Raw genomic sequence first — 15,853 nt, 5'->3', positions numbered from 1 at the left:
CCCAACTAACTGTCCACAAACGTGTGGCATACAGTGATCATACTGCCTAGTGCGTATGCATAGATAAAACCCGTGACGTTATCCGTCACGGGTTTTATTAATTGGCCCAATATGATCGCAGGCCTACCGATTGTTCAGGCTGACTCCTGGTATATTTTCAGGGTAAACTGGAGCGTGATCTCCGTCCCTCTGCCAGGTTCGCTAATCCCTGTCATTTTACCATTCATTCGTTTCAACAGCTGTTTGGTAATCTGCCAACCCAAGCCGGGATTGTCATATGAGGGAGAGTACCCATGGTCATGCTCAAGCCACAATTTCAGCTTATTCGGAGATATACCAATTCCGGTATCCTTCACCCGTACTTCCAATTCAACCTCAGGTGCATCGGCCACAGATTGAGTGGTTGCAGATAAGATGACTGATCCTGTGCTTGTAAACTTCACTGCATTATCCACCAAATTAATCAGCATACGCCGAATTTTAGCCTCATCCCCGATAAAAATAGGCGAACTGGCAAGATTCCAATCCAGCTTCAATTCTAAATTCCGTTGCACAGCTACTTCTGTGTACAAGCTCAACACATTTTCCATCATCGTTCTCAGGTCAAACGGGTCCTCAAGATCATCAATCTGTCTGGATTCAATATTGCTATAATCCAAAATATTATTCAGCAGCATCAAAAGTGAGCGACTGCTCGACTCCATGATACTCATATATTGCTGTTGTTCTTCTGTTAACTCCGTGGTCAGCATGAGATCCGTGGCTCCCCAAATTTCAGTGAGCGAAAACCGAATTTTATTACTCAGGGAAGCAATCAAATCCAGCTTGTTCATAGAAGAGACTTCAGCATCGAACTTGTCTTTTTCCAGTTCTACCACATAACCCAGAAATACAGCCATAGCCTGAAGAGCCTTTATTTCCGTTTCTGTCAAATGGGCAGATGGCGCATCCAAAACACAAATGGTTCCGTAAGCCTGACCATCTTTCATGCGAATAGGAATTCCTGTAAATGAGTGGTTCCCAATGGTTTTAGTCACATCTAAACCACATGTATGCGGGTGAGTAGACGTTTCCGAAATGGTGAGATAATCGGCGGAATGGTTCAGCACCAGACTGCAATAGCTAAGCTCAAAAGGAAGCTCCTCACCATTGCGAACCAGTACCTCTTCCCGGTTAAATGAATCTAAAATCACATTGGTAACCCCATCATTAGCGGCAATAAAAATGGTATTTACATGTAAAATATCACTCAGCACATCAATGACGTGTGCGGTAGCTTCTTGAATACTATTATAAAAACCTGTAGGTGAAGTAGTCATGTGTCTCCAATCCTGATGCAAAGTGGTGGTTATCAAAACTCTAGTAGTTTGTGTACCCCATTCCTGGTTCTCTGAAAGTGTTGTTGGAGCGTATCGTTAATTATACATGATTATTTCATTATAAACCGAGCTTTCTACTTCGATTTACCTATTCATTTGCACAAACCTTCATCTCCTAGGTCTAGTCTACAGTTTTTCTAAGAGGTATGGGGTATGCGAGTACACATTTATGAAATCATAAAATGATTTTTTTGGGTTTTTATACATTCGTTTGCAATCTCATCATATGAAAAAAGTGTAATTAAATAGGAGGATAGGACCAGTAAAATCATGTAAATATTCTATATAATAGGTTCAGAGGTGGAATTATGAATAGACTGGAAGCCCTAGATCACTTCCATAAGACCTATGGGGAAGCTGTGTTGAATCAGAAATTACATCAGGTGGCGTCTTTGTATGAGCACAGAAAAGAAGAGCTCATCTTCTCTTTTATCCAGTCCTTTCAATTGATCTGCCTGCAAGCGAATTCTGCAGAAATGGCCAAAATAAGAATCGGATATATTACCTATTCTATGCGGCGCACATATCTGATGGAGCGCAATTATAACTATGTCATCGAGGTGTATGGTAAGGGTTGGTACTTTGACCCTCAACCTTGGCATGGAACCTATGATGCAGGCTGGGCGTTCAGCTTGTTGGCAGAACTGGAGGACGAACTGAATCAGCTTCGAAAACCTTATATGAATAAGGTTATTCAGCCTGATGTCGAGCGATATGTCCTTCAGGTTGCGTGGGAATTTCATCAATACATTTTGAAATTAGCTAAAGACGCTATACAGCAGGCTGTACAACTCCCTGAATTCCAAGCATTGAAATGCGAGAACGATTTGGAAATAAGAATAGGAGAGTATAAAGGAATCAGTGAGGTGGTGTATCCAACAGCTTATGGAGTACTACATGATTCAACAGGATAATCGTATTACAGAGTATATGTTTCCAGTAAAGACAAATCGTAGACAAATGTTGGAATGGGCAGAACGCTCATTGTGTACTGATGAAGAGTCTATTTTGCAATGTTATGTATCAGGCGATGCGGACTATATTGATTTTATAGAGCAACCAGTAGCCATTGTTTCTGAGCAACTAAAGGAAATCTTTGATATATACCAAGCCGGATTACGCTGGAAGCTGATTGTTTTTGCTGATATGCAGCGTATGCAGCAAACGAGGTATTGGCTGGCTCATCCGCCTAGCCTGATGTGTTTATCACCACTTAGCGAATGTCATAGGGACGGTACACTGAAGAAAATCATTTTAGATGAATATGCAGTCGAGAATCATAAGATATTCAGGGTTCAGCATGCCAATCAGCATATCATTGTGGACCTAGATGTAGCTGAATGTATTTTGAAGTTTAATCTGGCTGGCTTGAAATTACAAAAGGTCGATACGGAGAGGCCGTCTATATAAAGGAGAGTCCAATCATGAGTGAGAGCTATGTAGTGGACGGGGCACAGATACAGTGTACCTATGGAAGTCATTCGGGCAGGTTTAGTGTTTCAGCTAACAGGGGGATTAGTATTGGTGATAAATTGCAGGGGAATATTCAGGATTTTCACCCGCAGACGCATATCCCATCTTTCGGCATGTGCCGTAGTATGCACAATCCTACAGTTTCTTCTGCTAACAAGGGCAATTCTGGAAGAATCATTCCGCAACCCTGCATACCCAGCGTGTCTATGCCTTGGTTGAATGGAAAGAAGGATGTATACGTAGATCAATCTCCGGCTCTGATGAGCTGCTCCACGAACCTATGCATGTGGTGCGGAAAAATTTCATTCACGTCAGATGGGCAGGAATAGCTACTCATTGTAGAAACATCACATGTTAAGACAAATGGGGGGAGTAAGATGGGACTGGCAGGAACTGTGCTGACTTATGGAAATATTAGAGTGAATGCGCCGTATGAAATTGTCCGTCTACTGGATGTTCAATTGACACTGAAGGTAAATGAGCACGGCAAAGTGTACATCACTGCTCTCATACCGGATGAAGATCATGCGAAATATGATGGTTTAGCGCATGATGAGGATGTGCTAGAGGTATACGAGATGGATGAAGATCGAGGCACAGTAAGCATCTTTAAAGGAATCGTCACCCATATTAGAATTGGATTCAAAAATGGTGTATATCACATGTACATAGAGGCGGCCTCTTTTACATATATGCTGGATCGACAACGGAAAAATCGTTCGTTTCAAAACAGCAGCTTGACGTATTATCAATTGTTTCGGGAGCTTATAGATAGCTATCCACACGGCGATTTTATTGACCTGACAGACAGCAACCAAAAGCTCGGCGGCTTTACTATTCAGTATGGGGAGAGTGATTGGGAGTTTCTGAAAAGGATGGCCTCTCATCTGCACACTGGACTGATTGCCGAGATTACATCCGTATTTCCGCGGCTATGGTTAGGTACCTCAAAAGAACAGGTGAAAGGTGAACTGAGCAGCATTAACTTTTCCCTCCAAAAAACAAAGTCAGGCCCTCAGTATACGTATGCTGAAGTGGAGGACACGAAACGTTTTGAACTTGGAGATGTGGTCTTGTTTCGACGAAAGCATTGGGTTATTGATCAGATTCATGCAGAGATGAAGCAGGGCATTATGACATATGACTACGTTCTCGTTCCAGAAGCGGGCATTCCGAGGGAGGTTATACATAATCAGTTTATCAAAGGTGCTTCTATTGAAGGGAAAGTTATTGAATTAAATAGCGAAAACGAATCCGTTAAACTTCACTTGTCCGTAGATTCCACGCAGTCCAAGGCTGAAGGGCGCTGGTTTACTTACCCTACTATGTATACCGGTGATGGGATCGGCTGGCATTGCATGCCCGAGCTTGGGGATCATGTCCATTTGTATTTTCCATCCAACAAAGAAAAGGAAGCTCGTGTAGTTCAATCCCTGCGTAAGAGAGACTACACAGGGGATGAAATCAGCCAGCCATCCAGAAAGCTGCTTCATACCAAATCACAAAAAGTGGCGAGATTTGATGATAAGGAATTGGCCCTCTCCACCCAGAAAGACAAGATACTTGTACGCTTAAATCCTGCATCTGGTATTCACGTGTACAGTCATCACGATCTTACCTTTCACGCCGATACAGACCTGGTGCTGCATGGCAAAAAGGTACAGATGACCGCTACTCGCGAAATATCTCTGACGTGCAAAACCAGCTATATCCGAACCGATGGAACACTTCATATCAAGGCTAGTAAGTTCATGAAAAATCAGATGCCTGATGCCGAATTGAAAGCTTATCAATCCCTGATTCAAGAATTGAAGGGGAAGGGATATCCACAATGGGTACAGGATTTGCTGCTTCAGTACAAAGCCGACTACTACAAGGCCGTGGCAGCAGGGGACAAAAAGGGGGCCAAGGAAGCAGCAGCCAAGGCCAAGCAATTGCGTCAGCAGGTGGCAGAAATAGATCGTATGCCTGCCTGGGCCAGAGCGCAAATGCATGGATACACGTCCCAATGGTGGGAAGCGCATGGCGCAAACGACAAGGCCAAGCAAAAGCAGATGCATCTTCTCGCCAACCAACTGCGTGACAACGTGCTAATCAACGAGCTGATTCGTGGTCATTCAGCCAAATCCTATCTGGATGCGAATCGGCTGGAGGAACTGTCCGGGCAATACGCAGATGCGGCCCATAAGCTGACCGTTGCCGACCAAAAGGCTATTGCTAAGGAAGCGGCCGCTCTGCGGAGTAAGTACGGGGTGAACAGTCAGCTTGCCAGAGAGAATTTGAACAAGCTTGCCAAGAAGTATCCAGACAGCTTCTCGTACAAGCTACCAACTACAGGCGATTGGGATAAAGAGCTTAACGCCGCACTGCATGATTTTGCGAAAAAATACGGCCTGGAGAATAAGGGCTATGGTCGGGATGTGCTGGCCGTATACCTGCATCAAGTAGCCAATGGCATTCTTCCATGGCCTAAGGTTAATAAGGCTGCAACGCCAGCAGCTCCAACAACGAAAACGGAACCGGGCAAGAAGACGCCGACTACTCCTGATAAACCGTCGAAAGAGGAAACGAAGCCATTAGATCCTAAGGATTATAAAGATGGATTGGTAGCGGTGAAAAAGATTGAAAGCTATATAAGTAGTAAAGGCATAAAAGGTAATCAAGCCCGGGCTCTGTACAGAGTAAACGATTATACCAATAACAGTATCATTCAAAAGAAGCTGTCCTCGAATCGTAAAGCACCGCTTGTGTTTTTCTTTGAAGGGGATGGTTCTTATAGTTATAAACAAGAAGACCACCCGGAAGGTCGATATGGAGCAATGGCAATTGTGGTGATAGACGGCGAGATTAAGTATACAAGCAAAAATGCCAGCACACTTCCTGATTATGAGAGCAAGTATAAAACGGTTAAAGATGGAGTATATGAGTTTGTAGGCGGGTTGCATTTGAGTACTTATCCTGCTTTGCGTATTCGGAATGGTGCACCAGTTCCAGCAACCAAAGGAAGTCAAAAAAAGGAGTGCACAGCAGAAGGTGTAAATATACACCAGGGCTATAATGCTGATAAAAAGCCTAAACCAACTTCGACAGCTTGTATAACGGTTCATAAAGACGAGTATGTCAGATTTCTGAGTTCAGTAGGCGTGGTGAAGAACTCATTAAATGAAAAAGCTAATCCTGTAGAAGGATTAGCTATTCTTGATCGGAAGGATAGAACAAAGTGAAGATAATCAGAAGCATATTAGTCATTCTTTTTTTTAATTATGTTGTCAGCATGTAATGCTTCTCCAAAAGACCACCCCACTTCCTTTTCTTCGAAAACGGAAGGTGTAGTTTCAGAAATGGTGGCATCATCTAATAAAAGTGATAAAGCGGAACTTGCTAAAGAGAATGACAAGAAAGAGTGGGCTTTAACGGTAGAAGAAGGCAAAGAAGATCCTGTAACATATCTAGTTCAGCTGGAAGGGGCAAAAGTCGAACGGTTCTTAAGTGCCGAGAAACTGATTAGTCTCCTACAGTCGAAAGAGGATAGAGAGAAATATCGAGATTCCTATGTGGATGTAGGAAGAATCCAAGAAGATGGGAGTCAAGTCGCATTCGTATTAGATTTATTTAATGAAACGAAATTAATAGTACAGATTTATGATTTGGATTCGGGTAACAAAGTCAATGAATTTAAGCTACCATATAACCGTCCGGTAATTTCTCCTGATTTAACCAAGTATTTATATGAAGATAAAGATAAAACGTATATATATGATACGGTAACAAAACAATCAACAGCTATTCATTTAAATGGAAGTTCTATAGATATAGATGACATTCATCAAGGACAATTTTCACCAGATAGTACCCAGTTTTGTTTTACCGACAGCCAGCAGAATCTTGTCATATTTGATGTATCAGATTATAGAATCCTTAAGAAAATCCATATAGATTCTGGTATGGCGATAGTCAACCAATGGGCTCAGAAGAATCAATTAATCTACTCTATTGACTCCATGTCTATAAATAAAACGTACTTGTTAAATTTAAATAGTGGAGAGCGGCGCCTTTTAGGCAAGGGGATGGAACAGCCCTTAATGTCTGGAGATGGTTCGGAGGTATGGTTCGAAAAGTTAGATTCGCCATCCAACTATAAACTGAATATAAATACAGGTTTAGAAAGTAAAGTCGCATCTATCACTATAATTAATGAAAATATGGCGACACCTGTGCAGTGGTTTTACACTGCTAATGACTTTTCTAAGTATGAAAGTGAGATAAAAGTGCATCAAATTAAAGCTTCATCGACTCTGCCAAGTAAAGGCACGCAAACTTATGACGCCAAAAATTTGGTAGATAGAGATTCATCTACTGCATGGTGTGAAGGCGTGAACGGCAACGGGGAAGGAGAAACAATAGTATTAGACCTGGGCTCTTTACAAAAGGTAAATGGCATCCAAATTATTAATGGATATGCTAAATCTAGAAAAAGTTATCGGGAGAATAATAGAGTTCAACAACTAAAACTGGAATTCTCGGATGGTTCCTCTCTAGAAATGAATGATTTTAACACACGTAAAAAATTTAAGGAGCCTATTCATACCTCATTTATCAAACTTACGATTTTATCAGTTGAACGTGGAACAAAATATCAGGATACATGCATTTCTGATATACGGCTTTTCTAGCATTCTTACAAAAGGGAGATAGCCTATGAAATGGAAAGAGCCAACGTTTGGTGCAACCCCTATGTTGAAAGCTTTAACAACCGCTAATGCACACAGAAAAGCACAGGCTTTTGATCTGGTGGCAGAACAGAAGAAACAGAAACTGAATTACCCCGACTGGGCCCAGTCCTGGCTGCGTAAATACAAAGAGGACTGGTACATTGCTCAAGCCAACGGTGATGAGGTTGGCATGCGTAAAGCACAAAAGCTAGCAGAGGGGCTGCGAAGCAAATTACGTGAAATGGCCACATTCCCCAAGTGGGCTCAAGAACAGATGCAAAAAGAAACCGTTCGTTGGATGACTGCGGAGGCAAGCGGAGATATCAGGGAAAAGCTGGCTGCTGAGAAGGCGGGACGAGCCATTCGAGAGAAGTTGGGGCTGATTGATACTAGTATTAAAGAGCCACCAAAAGAACCAGTTACCAATAAATCAAAGGATGGTTCTAAAACTGAACAAGCACCTCCTGATAAATCAGGAAATGATAGCTTTGAAGCTGAGCTTGCTAAATTTCCGGAATCATACAGGCCAGCTCTATTAAAATTACACAAGCAGCATCCTTCTTGGCGCTTTATAGCAGAAGAAACAAATGTAGATTTTAATAGTTTTCTCAAGGCAGAAATGAAAAATGGACTGGTGTGTACGGAAGTAGACAAATATGGATATTCACCATCTTGGAGAGACCCTAAGTTCAAATATGATAGAGGATATAACGCTGCTTCTCCTAAGGCAGTTTCATATTTTTTAGACCCGCGTAATTTTTTGACTGAGTCTCGTGTATTTCAATTTTTGTCGGGAAAGTATGATAAGAACACCCAAAATAAAGAAGCTGTTAATAAAGTGCTAAGCAAGAGCTTGGCTAGTAAAGGGGATGTATTCTTAAAGGCAGGTGGCAATGAAGCGAGTGCAGTATTTTTAGCAGCAAAAGCTATGGTTGAATCAGGAGGCGGAACTTCAACTTTAGGTAAGGGACAGGTTCCGGGATATATCGGATGGTACAATATGTATGGCATTGGCGCAAACGATGGGAGTGCGCTCAAAAATGGTGCAAAAAAAGCTAAGTCAGAGAATTGGAATTCTGTCGATAGTGCAATAATTGGCGGAGGTAAATGGATTTATAGGAATTATATTCAAACAGGGCAAGATACGCTTTATAGCTTAAAGTGGAATGTAAATTCCTTTAGGAGTAACGGAACTGTTAGTAAGCAGTATGCCACGAATATTATGGATGCTTATGTAAAATCGGATCGCTTTTCCAAGGGTCTTAAAACCGTAGATGCACCTCTTACTTTTAGAATACCCGTATATAAGAATATGCCTGCAACGGCTTGTCCTGAACCTACACAGGCTTCATCAAGGTAATCAAGCTAGTATAAAATAGGCATTTTGAAAGAAGGGAAAGTGTGATTAGTGATAAGTTATTTGCACTCGTTTTAGTTGTTTTAATTCTTAGTGGTTGTGGTGTGAATAAAGAGACCGAGGTAAAAAGTATCGCTCCTAAACCATCTACATCAACTGTTGTTAGTCCTGAGACAACGGAAGGTACTAGTAAAGTTACTGTGGAGGATACTGGGAAAACTAATGTGCAAGATTCTAACACCTTAGATCAGTTTATAAAAAAAAATTCAACCCCCAAATGAGCAGCTTCAAAAAGTATTAAAAGAAGATTTGGACCGTGATGGAAAGCTGGAATATGTGCTTGCTTTTGGATTAGAAAAAGAGGAGATTTACAACATATTTGTAGTCCGGGAGGATGATGATGGCTATCACATCATTGATAAACTAGAGGACCCGGTTATAGTTGTGCATCTAAATACAGATGTGAAAATCATGAAGCTGGATCAAACAGATCAAAAATTTATGGTTGTATATTCTATAGGTGACGGAGGGGCGTATTCAGAAGGATTCTCCATATATGCCTTGGAAAATAACCATATTAAAAATATAAATTCTGATTTTCCTAATGCTACAGGACAAGGGATTCGGACGTTAAAAGATACCGATCATGACGGTGTCTTTGAAAGTGTCGATTATTACGAGTTTAGCGACACTCAGAAGCATACCATCGTGGTCTATCAAAAATACGATGGAACAGGACCTGAAAAAAATGAGATTTTGTATACAAATAAAAGTAAAAAGTTTGTATATCCAACCGATCCTAAGGCTGTGATACTGAACTACTTGGAAGTTGATTATCTTATGAAGTGGTTTGATTTACCTTTTCCTGAAATGGACCAGCTCACTGATCCGGCAGCAAGGCAAACGTATGATTTTGAGGATGCTGTCGATTTATCCGGTTTAGCATATTTATCTTACCCGGTGTTGGAACTGAGTATTAATGAGGTTAGTAGCGATGATAACCGAAAAAAATTTTTGGTAAAAGATAATTCATTAGAAGAAAGAGCGAAAAAGGAAATTACGTTTACGTTAGAAAAGCAGTCAGGCAAGTGGAAGATTATGAGTATAGAGATGAACGATAAATTGTAGAAAGCGTGATCTCCAGCATGAGTTACTTGAAGTATGTGCGAATTTGTTACGTGCTGTTATTACTCATTTCCTGTGTAGTGCTGAATGGATGCATGAAGGGACAGGATCCTCCAGCAACAGAAACAAATCATACACTTTCTCTCCAAAATGACGTTAAAACGATTTCTTATTCGAAAATGTTGGATGCGTTAGTTCAAAAACTTCGTATAGTCAACGATGAGAATAAGGATTCTGATATCAGACAAAACAAGCTTGAGGAGTTCACACAGGAACTTAATTTGTTGTTAAACGAGCCAGAAAGTGTAGAGATGAAGGATGGAGAATTAGTAGAAAAGTTCGATAACAATTTCACTATCTTAACAAAATCGTTTCATTTAAAAAGTGGGCAGCTAAACGTTAGAATTGTGAATTATAGAGCACCTAAAACGCTGACAGGTACGATCGGAGATAAATACACATTTATTCAGTGGTGGAGTTCGAAGCAACTTGTACACGCCCTGATGATTGAGGATGGCGGGCCAGAATTGACTACAGACTTTGTGGTTCGAGATTCAGACCAAGGAATACAGTTGTGTTTAGGGGGACATGTTTCCATTTATCATCCAGACCCCGTATTTATTGATTTGTGGGAGTTGTCTGGACAAAAGTGGACGCAGAAAAGTATAGATGTAGGTAAGATAAAGCTCCCGGATGCGTGGGAACTGAACAAGGATATGAATGGGCCTATTATTATCGAGAATCGACAACATGATAGCATGAGTATCGAGGTTTTAGACCACGGTGATGGTTTCTTAATAAACAGTGATGATTCTGAACAAAACCTTATCATTGAGTTCTCCAAAAGTGGAGAAGTCCGTATTGATTCCGAATATAGCATCGCCTCGAATACTCATGGTGAACTGCAAAGCTATGAGCTCACTCGAGAGAAGCATTCCAAAAATGGGATCGTGATTAAATACCCTCAAATTACAAAACTCAAGGATATTGCAAAGCAAAAATCTTTAAACCAAATTCTTAAGACCGAAGCTTTAGGAGGATTACACGACTATGCGGATTCCAATTCTGGAGTCCATGTCGAAATTGATTATGAGATCAAACGACAAAGTGAACGATTCTTGAGCGTTCAATATACGGGTATTCGTTATGTGAAGGACGCAGCCTATCCTACTCATATGTTTTATACGACGAACCTGGATATGAAGCAAGCTTCAAGAATAAGATTGAGAGATCTGATAAAAGTCGAAAAACCTTTTATTGAGCTTATAAAAAGCGGGAAGATTACAACTGTTCAGCCGGAGCAACAAGGATTAATCGGTGATTTCACAAAAGATGATTTGGTGCAATTGTTAGCAAACGCAGATGTAACCAAAGGTTCGCTTGCGGAAGTAGAAATGGAATCGTTTAGTTATCTCACAAATGATTCGTTGGGGATGAGTGTACCTATGGCTCATGTAGTAGGGGACCATGCGGAGTATGAAATTCATTTTGCACAAATTCCAGAGAATATCAGGCAGAATGAGGAACTATGGAGTGAGCTAAGTTCTGTTGAGGATCAGTCTGTTTCCACAGTTGGCGGTGAAAAATTGGATACCGACCAATATGAAATTGAAGAGTCGCAGTCTTTTCAAACTACTCTCGAAGGCTTTGGAAAAGTACGTTTTGTATCCACATATGGGTATCCAGAAGGTTTTCGTAAATTCTTTTTCTTCCTACTGGATGACCAAGGACATATTCTATATCCATTCCCCAATTTCTACGGGAACCGTGAGTGGGTTGCACGTTACGGAGGAGTAGAAGCAGTGGCCTTCAAGGATGTGAATAAGGATGGATTGAAGGATGTTATCATCATTGCCGATGTTGACAACGGGATTCATGGGCCTGGTAGAGTTGATGAATTCCCTATAGCGGATATTTATTTTCAGAAAACAAATAAAACCTTTACCACGCTCCCTGCATTAGATGAGACTCTTAACGATCAGGGACATAATCAAACCATTCAAGATGTCGTTCAATATGTAAGCAAACAACGGATAAACGTAAATTAACCGACAAAAGGGAGCGGTAACATGGGATATCCAATCATCAAGTATAACGGGACGGTTTTATCTCTTAAAAACCCGAAAGTTAAAGTTGTACAGAAAATGAATGAGCATGTGAAAGTCTTTTTGACAGGTGTGTTAACGGGTGCCCAAATGGAAGAATATACAGATCATATGGAAGCAGGGGCGAAGTTAGTTGTATCTTATGTGAATGATGATCATAAACAGATTGTATTATTTCGAGGATTAGTCGCGCAGTTTAGAATCAAGTTGGTGTCCAATGTAGCCCATTTGGTCGTCGAAGCTCTATCCTATACAAGCCAGCTGGATGAAGTGCTTCATAGACAAACTTTTCAAAATGTAAAGATGAAGCTGCAAGTATTGCTCGAACATGTGCTCAAATCCTATCCCAAAGCCAATTGTACGAGCCGCTTAAAAGATCAGCTTTTACAGGAATTTACGATGCAATTCGACGAAACAGACTGGTCGTTTTTGAAGCGTATAGCGTCTCGACTCGGTTGGGGACTGATACCTGATCCGATTGGAGAAAAACCTCAGTTTTATTTTGGATTACCGGATGGTGTGAATCAAGGCGAGCTGAAACAGTATAACTACTCCATGACCAGAAAAACCAAACCAGGTTCCGGCAAGGACGACAACCTTTTGTATTATAAAGTGCAAACGACAGGAGCCAAAGATGTCCTACTGCAAATTGGGGCTGAGGTTAAATTTAAAGGGAAAACTTTATACGTCCTGCAGTCTGTGGCGTTTATACGTCATAGTGCTTTGTGGCATGAGTATGTGCTGACTACAGCGGATGGAATGAAGCAGGATTTGATTGTAAATGAGAGCATTCGTGGCATCTCGTTGAAGTCCAAGGTCATTGGAATCGAGCAGGATCATGTGAAGGTTTTCTTTTACGAAATGGACAAGGTCAAGCCGAACGTAAAGGAAACCTACGCTTTTCCAACGGCTACATTTTATACATCGGAAGGAAATACAGGATGGTACTGTATGCCGGAGTTGTTTGACTTTGTAGACATTTACTTTCCGACCGCTAAAGAAAAGGACGCCATCGTAACTCATTCAATCCGCAAGAGATCCAAAGGGGGCGACTTTATTAAGGACCCGTCCACGAAGATCTTTATGACCAAGTACCGCAAAGCCATTATATTTGAGAAAAATGAAATTTTAATCACGGGGAACGACGATGAAGTAGTGATTCGACTGCTAGATGACCACGGCATCGAATTGCGGAGTAAAAAGGACATCCGTGTTAAGGCTGATGGAAACCTAGTACTCAATGCGGGTAACACCATACAAGTCACAGCCAAAGATGCCATTGGTTTAAAATGTAAAACGAGTTTGGTCGAAATGGACGGAAACATCAAAATGACTGGAGAAAAGATAAAGACGCAGTAAATAAAACCACCAAGGGAGGGGGAAAAGCATGGCTAAAGTAACTACAGGAGCAATCGTGAATGAGAAAACGCCGACCCAGGAAGATATGGTTCAAGAATGGAAACGTAAAATAAGCAAAGGCGAATATCCTTTTATTTATATAAATCAGCCTCTCGCTCAAAGTGAAAAACGGTAAATGTGTCAGGCAACGAGTAAACAAGGCTCCTTAGGAGCCTTATTTCTATGTTCATCTGTGCAACTTTCACCTAACATACAGTTACAAAGACCTATTCCGCCCAAGCTATGTACTATGACCAGAAATACTGAATTCAATGACTTTATACTTATTTTTCCTCTCGACTATATCACTCGTAAATAGGATGCACTATAATTATACTACTTCTTAATTTGGGAAAAATTAGACGTTAACATTTATAATAGCCCTTCTCAGGAAGAAGGGGTCTTGTATTTGGGAACTTCGCTGTCGATAAACCAATCTGGCCCAGAGACGTCGAGTACTTCTTTGGTTTTATAACTGTAATAAATAGTAATTTTGCTGTCTTCGTGACCTTTAATGTACCCATACAGATATATTCTTGAGTGGATAGCCGGATCGTCCACAACATAATCTTTTAGTATGAAATCAGCATTATAGTGTTCTTTAATAAATTCCACGCCGATCGGAGTGGCGACGTCTACTAATTCTTTTTTCTCTTTGTCGGACAAGCTGGAACAACCTCCTAAATACATAATAATTAAAATAAGTGCCAGAATCAGTTGGATTTTTCTGTTCAAGTTACAATTCTCCTTTTCTGGTAATCACCTTTTTTCATAACTCTATAATATATTTACACAATAGACAAGGTGGGAATAACTTGACCTACATTAACGACAAAACATATTGGACCATTGCAGATAGAGTGTATGACCGGGATTTGACTGCTAAAGATGCTAAGAGCAGAATTCTTCCTGACTGGAAGATTGTTGAACCTGAAGGTGCTATGCTGCATGACACAAACGGTTCTGGATTCGATGCGACGGTATTCCATAACGAAAAAACCAATCAGGTGATCATCGGTTATAGGGGGACAGAACCTCCAGATCGGCCCAAGTGGAGCGTGGCGATGGACTGGGGGACGGACATCAGCGATGTCGTCGGAGGACGCGCAAAAACGTTGGAAGAAGTCCATCATTATTATGAAAATAATAAGGAAGAGGTGGCTAAACTCCCACCACAAGTGCAAACTGCATTTCTTCAATATGAGGAAAAGTATCAGAATAATCAATTTACACAAGCTCAAAATCTATATGATGTTGTAAAAAAAGAGTATCCTTCTGCTGAGATAACGACCACAGGCCATTCTTTAGGAGGAGCGGAGGCAGAATATGTGGCGGTGCGGAATGGACTGACATCCGTCAGTTATAATCCACCAAGCATTGTACATCTATTACCGGATGATCTTCAAAAGAAGGTAGAAAATGGCGATTTTCGAAAGACGAATGTCGCTTATGTCAACCCGAAAGATACTATTGGTTCGGGAGTTAATGATGCACAGCCACATGTGGGTGCAACCTACTTTATAGACAATGATTATAAGACAGCTAATGCAGCCAAAATCACTGTTCCTGTTTCATTACCAGTCGAAAGAGAAAATAAATGGGCCAACTTTTTTTTTGGGACCCAAATGGACTCCCATTGTTTATGTCCCAATTACGTTGCCCATGATGCAGCAAGATGCAATTACCAAGTTCTATAATTCGGTATTGGGTGAAGCAACGCATAGCATGGATCATTTCACATTTGATGAAAATGGCAATATTAGCAATCCGCTGTACACCATGGATGGACAATTGGTAGAAGGAAATCCGCGGGTCCAAGCGTACGAGCAAATGCTGGCTGCGCAGGCAGAGCTCAAGCAAGTTATGGGCGATTTGGTCGAACGCTACGGTGGACAACTGGGTGCCTTCGGTCAGTTTGCTGCTAATGCCCTAGGTGTGAATTTGATGGGAGCAGGCCAACAAAATGGCCGCGCTAATGGTGGAGCTTATTTTGTAGGCAACAAAAATGGGGGTACAATTCAATTAACACCTGAAGAGCTAAAGCATGCGGCTAATCAGATGCGCTCTAGCTTGCATGGATTTTCTAGTGATACCCGTGCGTCCATTCAGTTATTTCAGGCTCATATCGGAACAAGTGAAAGTCAGTCTTTGACCCCGCTTGCGCATAGTGCTACGGCGACACTGGATCGAATTAATCGCTGGTATCAGGAATCGATTACAGAGATAGCAGAGTACATCGATCGCAAGGGTCAGGAATTTACGATGGTGGATCAATAAGAAAGAGCAGCTGGAAGAACACAACGG

Annotated in this window: 13 protein-coding genes and 1 pseudogene; 12 read left to right on the top strand and 2 right to left on the bottom strand. The window is 41.3% G+C overall.

Annotation, left to right across the window (positions count from 1 at the left end):
• Positions 1-134: 134 nt before the first annotated feature.
• Positions 135-1,319: a GAF domain-containing sensor histidine kinase gene (locus C400_RS0124960; protein ID WP_017428634.1), complete on the bottom strand. Its 1,185-nt coding sequence runs from the start codon at positions 1,317-1,319 to the stop codon at positions 135-137.
• Positions 1,320-1,687: 368 nt separating this feature from the next.
• Here C400_RS0124960 and C400_RS0124955 point away from each other — a divergent pair, with 368 nt between their 5' ends.
• Genes C400_RS0124955 through C400_RS28335 form a run of 11 tightly spaced genes read left to right on the top strand, consistent with a single transcriptional unit; the run spans position 1,688 to position 13,685 of the window.
• On the top strand, positions 1,688-2,293 hold the full coding sequence (locus C400_RS0124955) for a hypothetical protein (RefSeq protein WP_017428633.1): 606 nt from the start codon (positions 1,688-1,690) through the stop codon (positions 2,291-2,293).
• On the top strand, positions 2,277-2,789 hold the full coding sequence (locus C400_RS0124950; protein WP_017428632.1) for a hypothetical protein: 513 nt from the start codon (positions 2,277-2,279) through the stop codon (positions 2,787-2,789). The genes C400_RS0124955 and C400_RS0124950 overlap by 17 nt, the downstream gene beginning before the upstream one ends.
• A gap of 14 nt (positions 2,790-2,803) precedes the next feature.
• The gene (locus C400_RS0124945; RefSeq protein WP_017428631.1) at positions 2,804-3,181 is read left to right on the top strand and encodes a DUF4280 domain-containing protein; all 378 of its coding nucleotides are present in this window, start codon (positions 2,804-2,806) and stop codon (positions 3,179-3,181) included.
• Positions 3,182-3,229: 48 nt separating this feature from the next.
• Positions 3,230-6,076, top strand: coding sequence for a contractile injection system protein, VgrG/Pvc8 family (locus C400_RS0124940; RefSeq protein WP_017428630.1), 2,847 nt, complete (start codon positions 3,230-3,232; stop codon positions 6,074-6,076).
• Positions 6,077-6,115: 39 nt separating this feature from the next.
• Positions 6,116-7,525, top strand: coding sequence for a discoidin domain-containing protein (locus tag C400_RS0124935; protein ID WP_232795433.1), 1,410 nt, complete (start codon positions 6,116-6,118; stop codon positions 7,523-7,525).
• Between the two features lie 25 nt (positions 7,526-7,550).
• Entirely contained in the window at positions 7,551-8,924 is a 1,374-nt protein-coding gene (locus tag C400_RS0124930) for an N-acetylglucosaminidase (RefSeq protein WP_017428628.1), read from the top strand.
• A gap of 41 nt (positions 8,925-8,965) precedes the next feature.
• On the top strand, positions 8,966-9,202 hold the full coding sequence (locus C400_RS28340) for a hypothetical protein (RefSeq protein ID WP_017428627.1): 237 nt from the start codon (positions 8,966-8,968) through the stop codon (positions 9,200-9,202).
• Positions 9,203-9,230: 28 nt separating this feature from the next.
• Positions 9,231-10,049: a hypothetical protein gene (locus C400_RS0124925; RefSeq protein WP_017428626.1), complete on the top strand. Its 819-nt coding sequence runs from the start codon at positions 9,231-9,233 to the stop codon at positions 10,047-10,049.
• 17 nt (positions 10,050-10,066) lie between these two features.
• A complete protein-coding gene (locus C400_RS0124920; protein WP_017428625.1) occupies positions 10,067-12,094 on the top strand; it encodes a hypothetical protein in 2,028 nt (675 codons plus the stop codon).
• A 21-nt stretch (positions 12,095-12,115) separates the two neighbouring features.
• Positions 12,116-13,510, top strand: coding sequence for a hypothetical protein (locus C400_RS0124915; protein WP_017428624.1), 1,395 nt, complete (start codon positions 12,116-12,118; stop codon positions 13,508-13,510).
• A gap of 28 nt (positions 13,511-13,538) precedes the next feature.
• On the top strand, positions 13,539-13,685 hold the full coding sequence (locus C400_RS28335) for a hypothetical protein (RefSeq protein ID WP_016822753.1): 147 nt from the start codon (positions 13,539-13,541) through the stop codon (positions 13,683-13,685).
• Between the two features lie 251 nt (positions 13,686-13,936).
• Here the strand turns inward: C400_RS28335 and C400_RS0124905 are convergent, their stop codons facing one another.
• Positions 13,937-14,284, bottom strand: a complete 348-nt coding sequence (locus tag C400_RS0124905) for a hypothetical protein (RefSeq protein ID WP_017428623.1) — start codon at positions 14,282-14,284, stop codon at positions 13,937-13,939.
• 80 nt (positions 14,285-14,364) lie between these two features.
• On the opposite strand from C400_RS0124905, the pseudogene C400_RS28790 reads away from it, so the two are divergent.
• Positions 14,365-15,826, top strand: a pseudogene (locus C400_RS28790) (lipase family protein).
• Positions 15,827-15,853: the final 27 nt, after the last annotated feature.

It is taken from the genome of Paenibacillus sp. ICGEB2008, assembly GCF_000307675.1.
Classification (GTDB): domain Bacteria; phylum Bacillota; class Bacilli; order Paenibacillales; family Paenibacillaceae; genus Paenibacillus; species Paenibacillus polymyxa.
Note: the sequence above shows the minus strand (reverse complement) of the source record. Positions and strands in the feature narration are given on the sequence as shown.